Origin of the sequence: Kribbella sp. NPDC004536 (assembly GCF_042873835.1) — a bacterium.
Lineage (GTDB): Bacteria > Actinomycetota > Actinomycetes > Propionibacteriales > Kribbellaceae > Kribbella.
Genome location: NZ_JBIALY010000002.1, coordinates 1401220 through 1417182, shown reverse-complemented (window position 1 = coordinate 1417182; position 15963 = coordinate 1401220). Strand labels below are relative to the sequence as shown.

Here is a 15963-nt window from a genome sequence, read left to right as displayed (position 1 = left end):
CCCTACGTAACGGCAGGACGCGTCAAGGCGTGCAGGTGGCTGATCATCGTGTCGACCGCGATCCGCAGCGGCGCTGGGTCCCGGCTCACCTGGCTCAGCAGCAGCCCACCCTGTACGGCGGCCAGCATCGCGACCGCCAGCTCGTCCGGATCGGCCTCGGCCGCCAGTTCGCCACGGGACTGCATGTCGGTCAGGCCCACCCGGATCAGCTCCTGCCACTGCGCGAACGCACCGGCCAACTGGACCCGCGCGACCGGGTCGCTCTCTGACAGGTCACTCGCGAGCGAGCCCAGCGGGCACCCGCCGATGCACCGCATCTCGGTCAGCTTCCCGATCATCAGATCCCGCCAATGACCGAGCGCATCGATCGAGTCGAGGCGTTGCAGGGGCTCGTGGTGGATGTCGAGCGTTCGCGTCGTCTGATGGTCGATCACCGCCGACACCAGCGCGTCCTTGCCCGGGAAGTAGTGGTAGAGCTGCGACGGGCTCACCCCGGCGGCCGCCTGGATGTCCTCGATCGTGGTCCGCGCGACGCCCTGCTCGAGCATCAACTGGGCCGCGGCCACCACGATCCGGTCCCGGGTCGCCTGGCCCTTCCTGGTCAGCCGATTGGTCATGCCGCCCAACGTACAGATTTTGGAGTTGATACTCCAATTTCGTCGGAGAACTATCGGGGTACCGACTCCAACTAGTGGATGGAAACCGATATGACGCAGGACTTCGCCGGCCGGACCGCGCTCGTGACCGGTGGCAACAGCGGGATCGGCCGGGCGGTGGCCGAGCAGCTCGCGGCGCGCGGCGCGCACGTCGTGATCAGCGGGCGGGATGTCGATCGCGGGCAGCAGGTGGTCGACGGGATCCGCGCGGGCGGCGGGGCGGCGGACTTCGTACCGGCCGACCTGAGCGACCTGGCGAGCGTGCGCTCGCTGGCGAAGCAGGCGATCGACCTCGGCGGCGGTCACGTCGACGTACTGGTCAACAACGCCGGCATCTTCCCGTTCGGCCCGACCGCCGACGTCACGGACGCCGACTTCGACGCCGTGTACGCGGTGAACGTACGCGCGCCGTTCTACCTGGTCGCGGAACTGGCCCCGCTGATGGCGGCCCGCGGATCCGGGGCGATCGTGAACGTGACGACGATGGTCGCGTACTTCGGGATGGCAGGCATGGCGGCGTACGGCTCGAGCAAGGCGGCCGTGGAACTGCTGACCCGCGCCTGGGCCGCCGAGTTCGGACCGTCCGGCGTCCGGGTGAACGCGGTCAGCCCGGGCCCCACCCGCACCGAGGGCACAGCAGTAATGGGCGAGAACCTCGACAACCTCGCCGGTACGACACCCCTCCAACGCGTCGGCACCCCAACCGAAGTTGCCGCCGGCATCGTCTTCCTCGCCTCCGACACAGCCTCCCTCATCCACGGCGCCACCCTCCCCATCGACGGCGGCCGCCTGGCAGTCTGAGGCGCCCTCAGACCTGGGCGCACACCCTCACGGTGCAGCTACTTTGCTGCGGGCGAAGGTGACTGCTTCGGCGAGAAGGGCTTGCCAGGTTGGGCGGTCGGCGGTTGGGATTGTTATCCATTCGCGCATCGGGGTCCGGTTGGCGGTGAACGGGACTCCGGTGCCTTCGGCAATCAGGGTGCTGACGCGGTCGGCGGGGAGCTTCAGGATGAGTCCGGTGCCGTTGCGTTCGAGGCAGGTGACGAACTGGCCGGCGAGCCGGATGCACGGGTGGCCCATGATCGTGCCGCGGCCGATGGCCGGGTCGTAGAGCAGGTCGTCGGTGAGTTCGTCGTACAGCTCACGGGCGGCGTCCCCGCCGGAGGCCGGCGGGGACGGGGACGCGGACGGGGACATGGCGGTGACATCACTCAGGACGCGGGGTGAAGACCGCGAACTGGTTGCCCGACGGGTCGCGCAGGTACGCGAAGTCCGGCGTACCGCCACCGTTGCCGATCCGCTTGTTCACCACCGTGCCACCGAGCTGCTCGGCGTCGGTGCAGGTCGCCTCGACGTCGGCGACCAGGATGTAGAAGACGGCGTGGTTCGGCAGTTCGCCGTTGGTCGCGAACAGGCCGCCCATCGGCTGCGGCGCGCCGGACGCGGTGATGTTGCGGTAGTCGAGGCCGCCGGACGTCAGGCTCCCGGACGAGTCGAACGACCAGTCGAACAGGCTGCCGTAGAACTTCTCGGCGGCGTCCGGGTTGTCGGTCGCGACCTCGAACCACGCCAGCGTGCCAGGTGCGGGAGTACTCATGGAACTTCTCCTTCAACTCGAATGGGCTTGTGAGAACCACGCTGTCAGCGGTTCGCGACAGCCCTATGTCGGAGTTGGAAAAAGATCTTCCGGACGCAGCGCGGCGTCCGGCAGCTTGGTCTCGTACCCGTCGACGTGCAGGTCGCCGGACGCGGGCGGGCGCTGCGGCAGCGTGACCGACCGCTCGGCCTTGCTGATCCGGTCCATCCGGAACACCCGGTCCTCCTGACGGAGGTGGCACCAGGCGGTCAGGTACGACCCGTTCGGGCCGACGACGACATGTTGCGGCTCGATCTCGCGGAGCGTCTCGACGCCGCCGACATCGGTGTACTGGATCCGCAGCACCTGGTTGTCGCGGACCGCGCGCCAGATCTGCTCGGCGACCTCGCCGTCCGGATCGGGCACCGGCTGCACCAGCAGGCGGACCTTCGCGGCCGCCGTCCGGGCCTCGTCGAGGTCCCGCTGCGGCATCGCGGCGACGATCTTCTGCAGCGCGGTCCGTGCGTCGCGCGCGAACAGGACGTGGTCGCCGCGGCTCAGCGCGACCGCGACCGCCATCGCCTCCCGCGGTGTGAAGTTCAGCGGCGGGAGGCTCATCGCGCGGTCCACCGAGTAGCCGCCGGTGCGTCCTTGCTTGGTCGCGAGCGGTACGCCGGCCTGCCCGAGCGCGCTCAGGTCGCGCTCGATGGTCCGTACGCTGACCTCGAAGCGTGCCGCCAGCTGCCGCGCCGTCCGCCCGCGGGGTCCGGCCGCACGCAGCTCCTCCGCGAGGGCGTACAGCCGATCGATCCGGTTCATGTGGCGCACGCTAGACGGCGCCACCGACATTCTCAGTCCTCGGCGAGCGCGACGATGACGCCCTGCGGGCCGCGCAGGTAGCAGAAGTACTTCGACGGCGTGTATTCCTCGATCGTCCCGACCAGCTCGCCGCCGTGCGCCTTCAGCCGCTCGACAGTGTCGTGGACGTCGTCGACGGCGAACATCAGGTTCCGGATCCCGAGCGTGTTCGGCGGCGCCGACGGCTCCGCGGTCGTGGCGAGCGGCGTCTGGTACTTCGTCAGCTCGAGCTGCCCGTGGCCGTCCGGGGTACGCAGGAACGAGATGTCCGCGACGACCCCGGGCAACCCGGACACGCCTTCCACCCACGGCCCGGAGACCGTGGTCTCGCCGACGAGCTCCATGCCGAGCTCCAAGAAGAAGTCCCTCGCCGCCGCCAGGTCCTCGACCACGACGCCGATGTGGTCCATGCGCTTGATTGCCATCTCGTGATTCTCCTCCGGTAGTGGTTCTTTGCCCGGAGGACGGAGCCGCGGCGGCGTTCTCTACATGTTCTCTACACGTTCTACTGCGGAAGTTCGGAACCGGTGCGCTCGGCCACCATGTAGGCGGCGTACCAGGCCGGCCAGTTCTCGTCGGCCTGACCGGTGCGGGCCTCGTGCTCGCCGTGGGCGCCGGCGGCCCGGCGCAGGGCGGCCTCGAGGTCGTCGACCGAGGTGTACGTCGCGTCGTCGACGCGGCCGGGGAGCCGCTTGGTGACTTCCTGCAGCAGCCAGGTGTTGCCGTCGGGGTCGCCGAAGGTGGCGAAGGAGCTGTAGCTCGAGCGGCCGTCCGCGGGGCCTGCCACGCGTCCGTCCGGAGCTGCCTCGAACTGGGCGCCCGGTGTGCTCGGGTGGAACACGTCGGTGACCTTCGTGCCGGCCGCGAGCAGCTCGGACCGCGCGGCCTCGATGTCGTCGACGACCAGGTAGAGGCCCTGCGCCGTACCGGGCTCCGCGGTGGTGATGCCGGTACCGAACTGGACCGACGCGGGGGAGCCCGGCGGCGTGAACTGGACGACCCGGAACCCGTTGTCGAACGCGAAGTCCGCGTCCAGGCGCCAGCCGAGACCGGTGTAGAACTCCTTCGCCCGGTCGGCGTCGGCCACCGGGATGACAACGGCTTCGAACTTCAGGTCGGTGCTCATGACTTCCTCCAGGGATCTGTGTGTTGCGCTGACACCTAATCTGCCGTCATGCCCGGCCCGTGACACCAGTGTGAATCCCTGGTTCCCACCCTGGCCCGCCGTAGACTCCGGTCGCGTGGACCACCAGTTCGTGCTGATTGCCGGTGCCGGGCTCGCGATCATGATCGCGGCGTCGGTCTTCGCGCGACGGACCGGCGTCGCGGCGCCGCTGCTGCTGGTCGCGCTCGGGATCGGCGCCAGTTACCTGCCGAGTACGCCGGCCATCCACATCGAGCCCGAGACCATCCTCGCGGGCGTACTGCCGCCGTTGCTGTACACGTCCGCGGTGAAGTTGCCGGTGATCGACGTACGGCGCAACTTCGGGCTGATCTCGTGGTTGTCCGTCGTGATGGTGATCGTGTCCGCGCTGGTGATCGGGGCGCTGGTCCACGCGGTCTTCCCGAACATCTCGTTCGCGCTGGCGGTCGCGCTCGGCGCCGTGGTCAGCCCGACGGACGCGGTTGCGGCGACCGCGATCGGGCACCGGGTCGGGCTGCCGCCACGGCTGATGACCGTGCTCGAAGGTGAGAGCCTGGTCAACGACGCGTCGGCGCTGGTCGTGCTGCGTACGGCGCTGGCCGCGCTGGCCGTGACCACCCACTTCAGCTTCGGGCACACCGTTCTCGACTTCGTGTGGGCGGTCGTCGGCGCGATCCTGATCGGTGGCGCGGTCGGCCTGCTGACCGTTCTGTTGCGCCAGCGGCTCGACGATCCGGTACTGAACACGACGATCTCGTTCGCGGTGCCGTTCCTCGCGTACTTCCCGGCGGAGGAGGCGCACGCGTCCGGCGTACTCGCCGTGGTGATCGCAGGGCTGCTGACCGGCGCGCTCGGGAACCGGCGGTTCAGTGCGCGTGACCGGCAGACGCAGTCGACGACGTGGACGACGATCAGCTTCATCCTGGAGAGCGGCGTCTTCCTCGCGATGGGGTACGAGTTGCCGGAGCTGGTGAACGACGCTCGGACGGAGACGTCGTTCGGGGAGATGACGGGGCTCGTACTGCTCGTGGTCGGGCTGCTGATCGCGCTGCGGTTCCTCGGGCTGGCGTGGCCGGCGCTGCAGAGCCACTTCGGTCCGGCTGATCGGCATGAGCAGGTGCATGCTCAGCTCGACCAGTTCGAGGAACGCCTGGAGGCGATGGAGCCGTCGAGCCCGCGGGAGGAGAACCGGGTCGCGTGGGCGCGCAAACGGTTGGCCCGCGGCCGGGCCGACGCCGACTTCGAGGAACGCGAGCCGATCACGGGCCGCGGTCTCCTTGTCCTTGCCTGGGCCGGGATGCGCGGCGTCGTCACCGTCGCCGCGGCCCAGACCATCCCGGCCGGTACGCCGCACCGCGCGACCGTCGTACTCGCGGCCTTCGTCGTCGCGCTGATCACGCTCGTCGCATTCGGTATCTCGCTGCCCGCGGTGATCGCGAAGATGCGCTTCACCTCGGAAAGCGCCGAGGACAAGCGCGACTCCGTCCAGGAACTGATGCGCCAGATCGGCTCCGCCGCGATCGACACGCTCGGCCCGCTCGAGGACCAGACCGTCGACGGCGAACCCCTCGACCCCGACGTGGTTCACGCCCTCAAGGACCGTATCGTTCCCCGCCTGGTCTCCGGCAGCCAGCAACTCCGCGAAACCAAACCCGACACCCGCGAACAGATGTCCACCATCCAGCGCCGCTACCTGGACGCCATGCGCGAGGCCCTCAACACCGAACGCACAGTAGGTGCCTACACCACAGACACCTACCGCCAGGTCCAAGCCTTCCTCGACACCCTCGAACAACGCTTCACAACCGCCTGACCCGTTCGTGGTCTGCTTCGAGCGGTAGTGTCCTGCGATGACGAGCGATCCGCGGGTGTTGGTGATCGGGCTGGATCCGTATCGGGTGCCGGGGCCGTGGGATCCGGGGCCGGTGGCTACCGGGATCCAGGCGGGGATGGACGACTTCGCCGCGCACGGCGTCGGGGTCGAGACTTGTCTGGTCGGGCTGGACGGGAGCGACGACATCGAGGCGGTCGTGAGCGCGGCCCTCGCGTCGCGACCGTGGGAGGTCGTGGTCGTGGGCGGCGGCATCCGGCGGTCCGAGGAGCAGTCCGGGCTGTTCGAGACGGTTATCAACCTGATCCGCCGGCACTCGCCGGGCGCCGCGATCGCCTTCAACCGGACGCCGGACGACACCTACAAGGCCGCGGCCCGCTGGCTCAGCGAAGATCCAGGCGCATGAGAACGCGCGGATGCCCGGCCAGCGTCGACGTGGTGTCGGCCGCCTTGGCGAACCCCGCGTTCTCGAAGTTCTTCCGGACCCCGGCGTACGCCATCGTCAGGTCGACCTTGTTCTCGCCGTTGTCCAACGGATAGGCCTCGACGACCGGCGCACCGTTCGCCCGCGCGAAGTCGACCGCCCCGGCGATCAGTGCGTGCGAGATCCCCTGCCCACGATGCCCCGGCCGGACCCGGATACACCACAACGACCACACTGGCAGCTCGTCGAGGTGCGGGATCTTCCGGTTCCGGGCGAACGACGTCGCCGCCCGGGGCGCCACCGCGGCCCATCCCACCGGCGTCTCCCCGTCGTACGCCAGCACCCCGGGCGCCGGCTTCGCCGCACACAAGTCAGCGACGTACTCCGCCCGAGCCTGTCCTCGTAGCGCGTTGCTCAGCTTGGACGGGATCCGGTAGCTCAGGCAGAAGCACACCGTGGCGGTGGGGGACTTCGGCCCGATCACCGCCCGGACATCCTCGAACACGTCCGCCGGCCGTACGTCGATCATGGGCGAACCGTAGTACAGCGGTCAGTGTTGTACGTCGTACGTCAACTTCTGGATGCCGTTGGAGTAGGTCTCGCTGGAGGTCAGCGTGAGGCTCTGCTTGTCGCGGTCGGCTTCGCTGAACAGGCGCTTGCCGGCGCCGAGCAGGACCGGGAAGACCAGCAGGTTGTACTGGTCGATCAGGCCGGCGTCGGAGAGGTTGCGGTTCAGGGTGGCGCTGCCGTTGATGATGATCGGGCCGCCCTCGGTCTCCTTCAGCGCGGCGACGTCGTCGAGGGAGCGCAGGATGGTGATCTCGTTCCAGTTCGTCACCAGGTCGCTGTCCTGGAGCGTGGTGGACACGACGTACTTCGGCATCGCCAGGTAGCCGGGGAACTCGGGCATCGTCGGCCACACCGGCGCGAACGCCTCGTAGCTGACCCTGCCGAGCAGCAGTGCGGTGGCCTCTTCCTGCTCCTCGCCCTTGAGCGTGTACGCCGCCTCGTCGAACGGGATGTCCTTGAAGGTCCATCCGGCGTTCCGGTACTCCTTCTCGCCACCCGGTCCCTCCACGACGCCGTCGAGCGAGATGAACGCGGTGGTGATCAGCTTACGCATGTCGTGGTTGCTCCTTCGTAGGTTGCTTTTGCCTGTGCGTCGACCGGGTCGCGGCCGAATAGACATTCCGAAAATGTGACCCCGGTCACATCGCTTCGACGAGCCACACGGCCGAGTCGAAAAGGATCCCATCAGGTGTGGCGTGCGCAGCGAGCGCCTGCCGCAGCCGGTCGCGTCCGCGTTCGGCCGCCGCCGGGTCGAGCGCTGCGAGCAAGGACCGCGGCTCGTGGAGTTCCAAGATGTTCTCGTACGCCGTCTGCGCGTCGGGGCCGTAGTAGAGCGGCTCGTGCAAAGCCGTGAACGCCGGCTCGGAGAAGCCCGCGGTCGTGAGGATGTGCCGGGTCCGGTCGCGGTCCCCGAGCGAGAACGGCGAGTCGTCCCGGAACGTGCCGCCGAGCGCCGCCGGGATCACCGTCGCCCACTCGTTCTCCGCCCGCGGCTGCCACACCATCAGCACAATCCGCCCGCACGCCCGGCGCAGGTTCGCGAACGCCGCCACCGGATCCGCGAAGAACATCACCCCGAACCGGCTGATCCCGACGTCGAAGCTCTCGAACTCGTACGTCGAGGCGTCGGCGAGCAGATAGCTGACGTTCTCGAGCCGCTGCGCCTGCGCGATCCTGGGCTCGGCAACATCCACGCCGAGCACAGTCCCCGGTGCCGCGTCCTGCCCGGCCTCCCGGGTCGTCTGCCCACCACCACACCCGATGTCGAGCACCCGATCCCCGGCCCGCACGCCACACGCCGCACGAAACCGCGGCTGATAGAACCGCAGCTCCGCGTCGTAGTCGAACACCGCCTCAGCCTAGGGCCGATGCGGTGCAGCTCGCCGTGCTCGGCCGGGTCACCGCGGTCAGACGAAGCTGACGCGGTTGCCGTCGGGGTCGGTGTGCGTGCCGGTCCGAGGGGCGCTGAGGCCGAGGTGGGCGATCGGGGTGGTTGCTGAAGGCAAGAGTTTGACGGCGTCCGGGCCGAGCCGGAAGGTGTCGTCGGCGACTTGGTCCATGCCGAGGTGGGTGCCGTAGAACTCGGCGGCGGCGTCGACGTCCGCCGCCGCGACGCCGACGTACGAGAATTCCTGCACGAGGCCGGACGTGATCGGCGGAACGCGGAACTCCTCCGACCGCTGCAGCAGCTCGACACGGACGCCGTTCGGGTCCGAGAGGAACGCGAGCCGCCCCTGTCCGCTGCCGGCCACCCGCGGCGCGGTGAGTTCGCTGTACCCGAGCGACATCAGCCGCTCCCAGTCCCCGTCCAGGTCGTCGGTCATGAACCCGACATGGTTCAGCCCGTACGCCGCCTCCGGGTCCGGCTCCTGGTGGTGGAGCAACTCGACCAGGCCGGTCGCAAGCTGGAGGTGAACGCGGTCGACCTGCGAGCCGCTCATGAACAACCGGTCGACGACCTCCGCGCCGAGCTCGCCGTAGAACGCCAGGCTCGCCTCGAGATCCCGCACCCGCCCGCCGACATGGTTCAGCTCGTAGATCATGACCGAACTCTAGCAAGCGCTTTCCCACTTGCTGAGAGTTTTCACAGGATGACCGTACGTGCAGTCACCTGATGGTCACTTCCCGGTCATGTCGCGTCCGGTGGGGACCAATACGTTCCGGTTGTTCTGACCGACCAGAAAGGCCCGTAATGATCAGGAAAAAGGCTTTCGTGGCCGCGTTCGCCGCGGCCACGGTGATCGCTGCCGCGGGAATGGCCTCCGCTGCCGCCAGTGGTGCGTTCAACTCCGCCCAGGCCGACGACGCCGGCAAGCACCCGCAGCGCGGGCCGAAGAACGTGATCTTCTTCCTCGGCGACGGCATGGGTACCCAGGAGATCACCGCGGCGCGGTACTACCAGGGTGTCCAGAACAAGCTGAACGTCGACCGGGCGAAGTACACCGGTTTCGACACCACGTGGTCGGTGAAGCCCGGCGCGAAGGCTCCGTACCTGCCCGACTACGACCCGGACTCGGCCTCGACCGGCTCCAGCTGGGCGACCGGCAAGAAGACCATCGACGAGCGGATCTCGCAGGGTCCGAGCAGCGCCGACAACGTCCCCGGCACGAACTACCAGACCGTGCTCGAGCTGGCCCAGAAGCGCGGCCTGAAGGTCGGCAACGTCTCCACCGCGGAGATCACCGACGCCACCCCCGCGGTGCTCGCCTCGCACATGTCGCTGCGCGGCTGCCAGGGCCCGGCCGACATGGCCAACTGCCCGAAGGAGACCAAGGCGGCCGGCGGGCTCGGCTCGATCGCGGAGCAGGAGGTCGACCACAAGGTCGACGTACTCCTCGGCGGCGGCCGCGGCCGGTTCGAGCAGCCGATCACCGGCGGTCCGTACGCCGGCAAGACGGTCGTCGACCAGGCCAAGGCGAACGGCATCCAGTACGTCACCGACGCCGCCGGGCTGAAGTCGGCCAAGGCCGGCCAGCCGGTGCTGGGCCTGTTCAACAAGGGCAACATGTCGCTGGAGTGGAGCGGCCCGACCGCCTCCCTCGGCAAGGGCAACGCCCCGGCCGCGTGCACCGAGAACCAGCGTCCGTCGAACGAGCCGAGCCTCGCCGACATGACGTCGAAGGCGATCGGCCTGCTGGAGAACAAGAAGGGCTTCTTCCTGCAGGTCGAGGGCGCCTCGATCGACAAGCAGGACCACGCCACGAACGCGTGCGGCCAGATCGGCGAGACGGTCAACTTCGACAAGGCTGTCGGTGTCGCGCTCGACTACCAGAAGACGCACCCGGACACGCTGGTCGTCGTCACCGCCGACCACGCGCACACCAGCCAGATCGTCGGCGAGGACGCGTCGGACACCGGCCTGCCGACCGGCTACTCGACCAACCTCACCACCAAGGACGGTCAGACCCTGACGCTGACCTACGGCACCGCCGGCTTCGGCGGCAACGGCAAGGCCCCGGTCACGTCCGGCCCGAGCCAGCAGCACACCGGCGCGGTCGTCCCGGTCTGGGCCAACGGCCCGGGTGCGGACGCCGTACTCGGCACGAACGACCACACCCACCTGTTCACCGTGCTTCAGGGCAATTGACAGCCGTTTGAATCAAACGCGTGGCCTCCGATCGGGGGCCACGCGTTTGTGGTGAACGGTGCCAGTTCCATGCACTATGGGGCCTCATGGAGTCGATGCTGTTCGAGAGCCGGGACCTCGCGAAGACCGAAGAGTTCCTGAACCGGGCCTACACGAAGATGCAGATCGGTGGCGGCTCGTCGGCGGTCCGGACCCGGATCTCCCGCGCCGCGGCGGACTCGATCAGTGTCGACCGGCTCGAGATCGGCTTCGAGCTGAGCTACGACGCGGACCCGCTCGGCAAGATCTGCCTGTGCGAAGTCTCCACCGGCACTATTCAGGACCATGTCACGGACGGCTGGCAGGACACCTTCCGCCCGGGCGACCTGGTCTCGCTGGCACCGCCGGACCGCCCGTACGCCGGGAAGATCTGCAACTCGTCGTACACGATCACGATGTTCGACCCGGCCCTGCTGACCCGGGTCGCGGGCGTCAGCCGGAAGGGAAACGTACCGGTACGGCTCCTCGACCACCGGCCGTACTCGCGCCAGGCGGCCCAGCACCTGTCCCGGACGATCGCCTATCTGGGTGACCAGGTGCTGCGCAACCCCTTCGTCCGCGAGTCGCCGTTGGTGCTCGCATCCGTCTCGCAGTTGCTGGCCGCGAGTGTCCTCGCTGCCTTCGCGAACACCGCCGTGACCGACTCGGACGGGCCCGCCGCGCACCCCAGTACGGTCCGGCGCGCGCTCGGATTCATGGAGTCGCACCTCGACCAGGCGATCAGCGTCGCCGATATCGCGGCGGCCGCGGGCGTGACCGTGCGGGCGTTGCAGGCGGCGTTCCAGCGGCACCTCGAGTGCACGCCGTTGGACCACCTCCGCCGGCTCCGGCTGGCGGAAGTGCGTACGGAGCTGCTCGCGGCCGACCCGAGTACGGCCACCGTGGCGACGATCGCGGCCCGGTGGGGCTTCCATCACCACGGCCGGATGAGCGCCGCGTACCGTGCGGAGTACGGCGAGCTGCCGAGTACGACGCTGGCTCGCTAGGGCAGTTTCCGGGTGTCGATGAGTTGCTGCGCGACGTCGCGGAGCTTGGTGTTCGTGTCCTGCGAGTACCTGCGCAGTACGGCGAACGCGCGGTCGGCGTCGATGTCGAAGCGTTCCATCAGGATCCCCATCGCCTGACCGACGAGTTTCCGGGCGTCGACCGCGTGGGCCAGCGCGGCCTCCTGCCGGGCGGACGCGAGGGCGACCGAGGCGTGCCTGGCCAGGATGTGTGCGACCGCCTCGTCGTCGGGTGCGAACGCGTCGGGATCGGGGCTGTACAGGCCCAGGACGCCCACCACACGCCGGGGGACAGGCCCGGCCGCCAGCGGCACGTCGAGGACGCTCCGTACTCCGAGAGCGGCGACCTTTCCGGCCCACACCGGCCACCGGGTCTCGGTCGTCGTGTCGCGGATCAGTACCGGCACCTGCTCGCGCATCGCGGTGACGAGCGGTCCGTCCTGGCTGCTGATCTGCAGTTCGTAGATGTCCGCGACCACCGGGTCGGTGACCGCGGCGACCTCCGGGCGGGAACCACGCGCGCTGAACGCGACTCCGGCGTACGTGCAGTTGAGGGCCTGTAGCGCGAACTGGACGACGGCGTCGACGGTCTCCTCGACACCGGGGGCTTCGTGCAGTTCGAGGGCGAGCCGTGCGAAGGCGGACGCGGCGTCGTCGTGATGGGGATCGATCATGGTGAGCACATCATGCGGCCGTTATGACCGGTTCCGCTGCGATCGGCGCGGTTCGGGGGAGAATTTGCGTTCTGCGGACAGGCCCGTTGCGTCGTGCGGATAGGTTGGAGAAGTGCAGGTGGCGAAGCGGTGGGGTTGGGTTGCGGTCGGCGTACTGTTCGTCGGCGTATGGGCCGCCTGTTCGGACAAGACCACCACCGACAAACCGGTCGCCGGTACGACGCCGACAGTGACCAAGCCCACTGCCACCAAGACGACGGCGAAGCCGTGGTACGACGACTACGACCCGGCGCACTTCGCGGCCGACGTCCGGCGGTACGCGAAGCAGGCCGGGATCAACCCGCAGTTGCTGATGGCAATCTTGTACGCCGAGTCGTACAAGCCGCACGACCCGAAGTTCGAGCGGCAGTGGGCCGAGGTGGACTCGGACCCGGCGTTCGGGATCGCGAACATGCACAAGCCGGCCTTCGACGAGACGAAGCGTGGCCGGGACTTCGCGAAGCGCAAGTGGGAGGAGCTGCCGGACAACCCGGCGCTCGCGATCGAGGCCGCCGCCTGGCACCTGCACGACCTCGCGAAACGGCTGCCGTCCAAGCGGGCCGGCCTGTACACCAAGGACGAGTTGCTTGCCCTCGGCTACAACGCCGGCGGCGGCAACATGCGGATCTTCGCCCGCGGCCGCAAGGCCGGGCCGCAGGCCCAGTCCTACCTGGACCGCATCCACAAGTACTGGCCCGACTCCGCCGAAGCCCTGAAGAGCTGACAGGAGACCCAATGGACCCGGAGAAAGAGGCGCAGTTCGGAGCACCGGCTCTCGCGGTCGCCGACTGGCGGCGGCGCGTGTTCGACCTGTACCGCACCGTCCGCACCGACCCCGACCCAGTCGATGCCCACGCGACCTGGCAAACCGCCCGCAACAACCTACTGACCCACCACCCAGCTTCTCCGGTCCCGGGCCGACACCGCGAGACCTATCCCGGAGCACCCGTAGCCCCCTACAACCCCGAGTACCGCTACGAAACGACCATCGACACCGACGTCAAACCGCACACCTGGGAGTTCACCTCAGCCACGGACGGCGTCATCCCGTTCTCCCGAGTCGGCACCCTCCACCTACCCATCGGCGACCTCGACGTCTGGTGGCTGGAGTCGTACGGCGGCGGTCTCTTCGTCCCGGTCAAGGACCGCAACAAGGAGACGTACGGCGGCGGCCGCTACCTGATCGACACCGTCAAAGGCGCCGACCTCGGCAGCGACCTGTCCACCGGCGAGTTCGTCGTCGACCTGAACTTCGCGTACAACCCGTCCTGCGCCTACAGCCCCGAGTGGACCTGCCCGCTCGCCCCGGCAACCAACTCCCTGGAGGTTGAGCTGCCGGTGGGCGAGTTGTCAGGCTGACGCCTCCAGTGCTCGGGTCAGCAGCGCGGCGAGCGCCTCGAGTTGGAAGTCGGCCGACGAGCCGACCTCTTCGTCGGAGCCGTCGAGCGCCATCGCGGCCAGGCCTGCCTTGGCGTCGATCAGGTCCGCGACCCGGGTGTCGATGGTCTGCGCGGCGATGATCCGCCACGCGGTGACCGGTTCGTCCTGACCGATCCGGTGCACCCGGTCGATCGCCTGGGTCTGCTCGGCGTTCGTCCAGGACAGCTCGGCGAGGACGACGTTCGACGAGACCTGCAGGTTGATGCCGACGCCCGCGGTGAGCAGCGAGCAGACCGCGATCGCCACGTCGGGATCGTTGACGAAGGCATCGATGTTCTTCTGCCGGGTCCGCGAGGTCTGGTCGCCGCGGATCGAGGAGTACTTGATGCCGCGCTCGGCGAACAGCTCCTCGGCGGTGTCCATCACCTCGATGTGCCGGGCGAAGAACACCACCTTGCCGACGTTCTGCGCGAGCTGGGCCGCGTAGTCGGCGGCCAGTCCGGCCTTCGCCTGACCGATCTGGCGGAACAGGCTGAACACGTTGTCGCCGGTCTTCTTCGCGGCCATCTCGGTCCGCTCCCAGCCGGCCACCTGGCGGACCAGTTCGTGGTCGATGCCTTCCACGACCACGCCCGAGCGCCGGGTCTCCAGCGCGGTCCGGTACCGCTCCACCAGCCGGTCCGCGAGCTCTCGCTCGGCGGCCCGGATCGAGCGCCCGACGGCGCCGTCGAGTTCGACCGGCAGGTCGGCGATCCGGCGGGCCGGGATGTCCGCGGCCACGTCCACCTTGCGGCGCCGGACGATCCCCATGTCGATCACACTGGCCCGGGCGGCCGCGGCGAAACCGGGGTCGGCCGGGGTCAGGTCGGTCGCGTCGAGCTTGCCCATCAGCTCGGCCCGCGGCGCCTTCTCGTCGATCCAGCCGAGGAACTCCCAGATCGCGGTGAAGTCCTCGATCGAGTTGATCAGCGGCGTACCGGTGAGCGCCATCAGCAACGGCCGCGCGGCCCGGGACCGGATCCGGTTGGAGAGGTCGAGCACGTTGCGGGACCGCTGGGACTTCTTGTTCTTGATGAAGTGCGCCTCGTCCACGACCATGCCGCGGAACCCGAGGTCGCCGAGCCAGCCGACGTGCCGGTCGAGGACCTCGTAGTTGACCACGACGATGTCGGCAAAGCCGTCGATCGAGTCGCCGTCGCCGTGGATGACGGTCGGCGTCTTGCGCGGCGTCCAGAGACCGGCCTCGCGGGCCCAGTTGGTCTTGACGACGTTCGGTACGACGGCCAGCAGCGGGTACGCGTCCGCGGCCTGGGCGGCGAGTAGCGCCTGGGCGGTCTTGCCGAGGCCGGGCTCGTCGGCGAGCAGGAACGTCCGGTGCCCGTCCGCGGCGGCGGCGATCAACCGGGCCTGGTGCGGCATCAGCTCCAGGCCGCGGAGCCGGAGCGCGTCGATCCCGCCGGCCAGCCGCAACGAGGTCGGGTCCGGGAGCGTCATGGTCGCGGAGGCGGACGCGTGCTCGAACGAGCGCAGCAGCGGCCCGATCAGCTCCCAGCCACCGAGCCGGCTCGGACCCGCGGGGCGGGAGGGCGGCGCGGAGAAGTCCGGGGCGAGGAACGGGTTGGCCAGCTGCCGCGACACCACGGCCTGCGGGACCACCCGCCGGGCCTGGGTCTCCGGGGCAGCGACCGGCTCCACCGGCTCCGGTTCCTCGGGGACCTCCAGGCCGGCTTCGTCCAGCATCTGCCGCTTGAGCGCAGCCGCTGCCTCCGAGATCACCGCGTCCTCGGCGAGCAGGACGAGCAGCGACGGCTCGAGGGCCGCGGTCTTCGCCAGGATCGTCGCGATCCCGTCCAGCCGCCGCAGTTGCTCGGTCCGGTACGCGTCGGTGGCGGCTGCGTCGCCGTTCACCCGGGCCCGCTCCTCGCGGACCAGCAGCGCGACGACCTGGAACTTCGTCCGGGTCGAAGGCTTGATCGCGCCGCGGGTGACCGCGTTCTCGACCTCGCGCACGGCCTGCGCGAGGACCTGGATCAGACCGTCGGACTCGCCGTCGCGGACGCGACGCCGGCGACGGGGTGCGGAACGGGTAGCGCCGGGCTGGCGCTGACCTCGTCGGGCCAACATTTCCTCCTGTGTCATGCCACGGCCAGGCCGTGGCGGAACGCCTGACCGCGCGCGGACC

Annotated in this window: 19 protein-coding genes; 7 read left to right on the top strand and 12 right to left on the bottom strand. The window is 69.2% G+C overall.

Going from position 1 to position 15963, the window contains the following annotated elements:
- Positions 1–2 precede the first annotated feature (2 nt).
- Complete coding sequence (locus ACFYRU_RS21595; RefSeq protein WP_387661679.1) at positions 3–617, bottom strand: TetR/AcrR family transcriptional regulator; 615 nt, start codon at positions 615–617, stop codon at positions 3–5.
- Between the two features lie 90 nt (positions 618–707).
- Here ACFYRU_RS21595 and ACFYRU_RS21590 point away from each other — a divergent pair, with 90 nt between their 5' ends.
- Positions 708–1457, top strand: a complete 750-nt coding sequence (locus ACFYRU_RS21590) for an SDR family NAD(P)-dependent oxidoreductase (protein WP_387661677.1) — start codon at positions 708–710, stop codon at positions 1455–1457.
- A 27-nt stretch (positions 1458–1484) separates the two neighbouring features.
- On the opposite strand, the gene ACFYRU_RS21585 is transcribed toward ACFYRU_RS21590, so the two are convergent.
- The 5 genes from ACFYRU_RS21585 to ACFYRU_RS21565 all read right to left on the bottom strand — a co-directional run bounded on the left by ACFYRU_RS21585 (position 1485) and on the right by ACFYRU_RS21565 (position 4216).
- Positions 1485–1853: a hypothetical protein gene (locus ACFYRU_RS21585; RefSeq protein WP_387661675.1), complete on the bottom strand. Its 369-nt coding sequence runs from the start codon at positions 1851–1853 to the stop codon at positions 1485–1487.
- A 10-nt stretch (positions 1854–1863) separates the two neighbouring features.
- The gene (locus tag ACFYRU_RS21580) at positions 1864–2253 is read right to left on the bottom strand and encodes a VOC family protein (protein ID WP_387661673.1); all 390 of its coding nucleotides are present in this window, start codon (positions 2251–2253) and stop codon (positions 1864–1866) included.
- A 63-nt stretch (positions 2254–2316) separates the two neighbouring features.
- The gene (locus ACFYRU_RS21575) at positions 2317–3051 is read right to left on the bottom strand and encodes a helix-turn-helix transcriptional regulator (RefSeq protein ID WP_387661671.1); all 735 of its coding nucleotides are present in this window, start codon (positions 3049–3051) and stop codon (positions 2317–2319) included.
- Positions 3052–3083: 32 nt separating this feature from the next.
- Positions 3084–3515 carry a VOC family protein gene (locus ACFYRU_RS21570; protein ID WP_387661669.1) on the bottom strand — a complete coding sequence of 144 codons (432 nt, stop codon included), beginning with the start codon at positions 3513–3515 and terminating at the stop codon, positions 3084–3086.
- Positions 3516–3595: 80 nt separating this feature from the next.
- On the bottom strand, positions 3596–4216 hold the full coding sequence (locus tag ACFYRU_RS21565; RefSeq protein WP_387661667.1) for a VOC family protein: 621 nt from the start codon (positions 4214–4216) through the stop codon (positions 3596–3598).
- 115 nt (positions 4217–4331) lie between these two features.
- On the opposite strand from ACFYRU_RS21565, the gene ACFYRU_RS21560 reads away from it, so the two are divergent.
- Positions 4332–6047: a cation:proton antiporter gene (locus ACFYRU_RS21560; protein ID WP_387661665.1), complete on the top strand. Its 1716-nt coding sequence runs from the start codon at positions 4332–4334 to the stop codon at positions 6045–6047.
- Between the two features lie 37 nt (positions 6048–6084).
- Positions 6085–6471: a hypothetical protein gene (locus ACFYRU_RS21555; protein WP_387661663.1), complete on the top strand. Its 387-nt coding sequence runs from the start codon at positions 6085–6087 to the stop codon at positions 6469–6471.
- Here ACFYRU_RS21555 and ACFYRU_RS21550 read toward each other — a convergent pair.
- The 4 genes from ACFYRU_RS21550 to ACFYRU_RS21535 form a co-directional block, all read right to left on the bottom strand.
- Positions 6449–7018, bottom strand: a complete 570-nt coding sequence (locus tag ACFYRU_RS21550) for a GNAT family N-acetyltransferase (RefSeq protein ID WP_387661661.1) — start codon at positions 7016–7018, stop codon at positions 6449–6451. The two genes, ACFYRU_RS21555 and ACFYRU_RS21550, sit on opposite strands and share 23 nt — an antisense overlap.
- A 21-nt stretch (positions 7019–7039) precedes the next feature.
- On the bottom strand, positions 7040–7612 hold the full coding sequence (locus ACFYRU_RS21545; RefSeq protein ID WP_387661659.1) for a dihydrofolate reductase family protein: 573 nt from the start codon (positions 7610–7612) through the stop codon (positions 7040–7042).
- A gap of 85 nt (positions 7613–7697) precedes the next feature.
- Positions 7698–8408: a class I SAM-dependent methyltransferase gene (locus ACFYRU_RS21540; RefSeq protein WP_387661657.1), complete on the bottom strand. Its 711-nt coding sequence runs from the start codon at positions 8406–8408 to the stop codon at positions 7698–7700.
- A gap of 57 nt (positions 8409–8465) precedes the next feature.
- A complete protein-coding gene (locus ACFYRU_RS21535) occupies positions 8466–9101 on the bottom strand; it encodes a VOC family protein (RefSeq protein WP_387661655.1) in 636 nt (211 codons plus the stop codon).
- 149 nt (positions 9102–9250) lie between these two features.
- On the opposite strand from ACFYRU_RS21535, the gene ACFYRU_RS21530 reads away from it, so the two are divergent.
- Together ACFYRU_RS21530 and ACFYRU_RS21525 are read left to right on the top strand one after the other, a co-directional pair.
- Complete coding sequence (locus ACFYRU_RS21530) at positions 9251–10645, top strand: alkaline phosphatase (protein WP_387661653.1); 1395 nt, start codon at positions 9251–9253, stop codon at positions 10643–10645.
- 86 nt (positions 10646–10731) lie between these two features.
- Positions 10732–11670: a helix-turn-helix domain-containing protein gene (locus tag ACFYRU_RS21525; protein WP_387661651.1), complete on the top strand. Its 939-nt coding sequence runs from the start codon at positions 10732–10734 to the stop codon at positions 11668–11670.
- On the opposite strand, the gene ACFYRU_RS21520 is transcribed toward ACFYRU_RS21525, so the two are convergent.
- Positions 11667–12362 (bottom strand): GAF and ANTAR domain-containing protein, encoded by a 696-nt coding sequence (locus tag ACFYRU_RS21520; RefSeq protein ID WP_387661649.1) that lies wholly within the window; start codon positions 12360–12362, stop codon positions 11667–11669. The genes ACFYRU_RS21525 and ACFYRU_RS21520 overlap by 4 nt on opposite strands.
- Positions 12363–12480: 118 nt before the next feature.
- Between ACFYRU_RS21520 and ACFYRU_RS21515 the strand changes: the two genes are divergently transcribed.
- Positions 12481–13125: a transglycosylase SLT domain-containing protein gene (locus ACFYRU_RS21515; protein ID WP_387661647.1), complete on the top strand. Its 645-nt coding sequence runs from the start codon at positions 12481–12483 to the stop codon at positions 13123–13125.
- 11 nt (positions 13126–13136) lie between these two features.
- Positions 13137–13760 carry a DUF1684 domain-containing protein gene (locus tag ACFYRU_RS21510; protein ID WP_387661645.1) on the top strand — a complete coding sequence of 208 codons (624 nt, stop codon included), beginning with the start codon at positions 13137–13139 and terminating at the stop codon, positions 13758–13760.
- On the opposite strand, the gene ACFYRU_RS21505 is transcribed toward ACFYRU_RS21510, so the two are convergent.
- Entirely contained in the window at positions 13752–15905 is a 2154-nt protein-coding gene (locus tag ACFYRU_RS21505; RefSeq protein ID WP_387661643.1) for a DEAD/DEAH box helicase, read from the bottom strand. The genes ACFYRU_RS21510 and ACFYRU_RS21505 overlap by 9 nt on opposite strands.
- Positions 15906–15963 lie beyond the last annotated feature (58 nt).